The organism is Candidatus Streptomyces philanthi, assembly GCF_059553635.1.
On the sequence record NZ_JCANQV010000613.1, the window covers coordinates 1 to 1,230 of the forward strand.

3 protein-coding genes are annotated in these 1,230 nt (G+C 77.0%); all 3 read right to left on the reverse strand.

The window, feature by feature from the left end; all coding sequences use genetic code 11:
• Window positions 1-90: 90 nt before the first annotated feature.
• Genes AC51EU_RS30630 through AC51EU_RS30640 form a run of 3 tightly spaced genes read right to left on the reverse strand, consistent with a single transcriptional unit; the run spans window position 91 to window position 1,130 of the window.
• The gene (locus tag AC51EU_RS30630; RefSeq protein ID WP_496270350.1) at window positions 91-471 is read right to left on the reverse strand and encodes a hypothetical protein; all 381 of its coding nucleotides are present in this window, start codon (window positions 469-471) and stop codon (window positions 91-93) included.
• Between the two features lie 6 nt (window positions 472-477).
• Window positions 478-669 carry a hypothetical protein gene (locus AC51EU_RS30635; RefSeq protein ID WP_496270351.1) on the reverse strand — a complete coding sequence of 64 codons (192 nt, stop codon included), beginning with the start codon at window positions 667-669 and terminating at the stop codon, window positions 478-480.
• A gap of 32 nt (window positions 670-701) precedes the next feature.
• Window positions 702-1,130 carry an Asp23/Gls24 family envelope stress response protein gene (locus AC51EU_RS30640; RefSeq protein WP_496270352.1) on the reverse strand — a complete coding sequence of 143 codons (429 nt, stop codon included), beginning with the start codon at window positions 1,128-1,130 and terminating at the stop codon, window positions 702-704.
• Window positions 1,131-1,230 lie beyond the last annotated feature (100 nt).

Below are 1,230 nucleotides of genomic sequence, written 5' to 3' on the forward strand. Positions count from 1 at the left end.
ACCGCCGCGCCCTGCCGTGCTCCGCCGCGTCCGGCGCGTCCTCCCGCTCCGGGGCGGGGCGCCGCCGGGTGTCCGGGGGTTCCGTGCCGCTCACCGGACCCGCTCCCGGTACGCGGCATCCGACGCCGGGGAGTGCAGCCGGTCGACCTCCACCGCCACCTCGGACACCTCCATCCGGGCCAGCTCCCGCACCCGGGCGGCGACCGCGCGGCGCACCGCGCCGCACTGCGCGCCGATCGCGGACGGGTAGCCCAGCTCGACGACGACCCGGACGCGGGCCTCGCCGAACGGCTCCCGGTCCTCCTGCCTGCGGACGGTCACCGTCGCATGGGCGGTGACGGGCGCGGTGGGCGCCGCCGTGCGCAGGGCCTCACGGGCGGCCCGTGAGGCGATCTTGGCCACCACCCGGTCGGCGACGTGGGTGGTGCCCCGTTCGCCCGCCGGTACCCCTCGGGCCGGGGACGCCGCCACCGGGGCTCACCGCCGCCGGTCGTCGCGGTCGCGCGGGCGGAAGAACGCGCCGGGTTCCAGGTCCCCGTCGAGGAACCGGCCGGCCACGAACCCGACGGCGCCGAGCGCCGCCACCAGGACAAAGGCACCGAAGCCGCCGAAGTATCCGGCGAAGCCCAGCGCCATGCCGGCCAGGAGGCCGGCCACGGCCATGCTCATCGTGCGCTCCTTCGCTCCCGCTCCGGCCGGGCTCACTGGAGCCGCGGCTCCGCCTCGGCTTCCTCGTCCTCCTCGTCGGGCAGCTTCACGTCGCCGACGGCGATGTTGACCTCGACGACCTCCAGTCCGGTCATCCGCTCCACGGAGGCGATCACGTTCTCCCGGACGGCGCGGGCCACGTCGGCGATGGAGACGCCGTACTCCACCACGATGTCCAGGTCGAGGGCGGTCTGCACCTCCCCCACCTCGGCCTTCACCCCGCGGGTCGCGGTCGCGGAGCGCCCGCCGCCGGGCACCCGCTCGCGTACGGCGCCCAGGGTGCGGGCGAAGCCGGTGCCCATGGCGTACACGCCGGCGACCTCGCGGGCCGCGAGCCCGGCGATCTTCTCGACGACGGCGTCGGCGATGGTGGTGCGCCCGCGGCTTCCGGGGTCCACCCCGCGCAGCTCGCTCTCGGTCATCGTCCACCGTCCCTTCCGCGGGCAGGAAGCGGTCGCCCGCTCCCTGCCCACCGTAGGCGCCCGGGCCCGCTCCCGCCCCCGGAGACGGTGCTACTCGCCG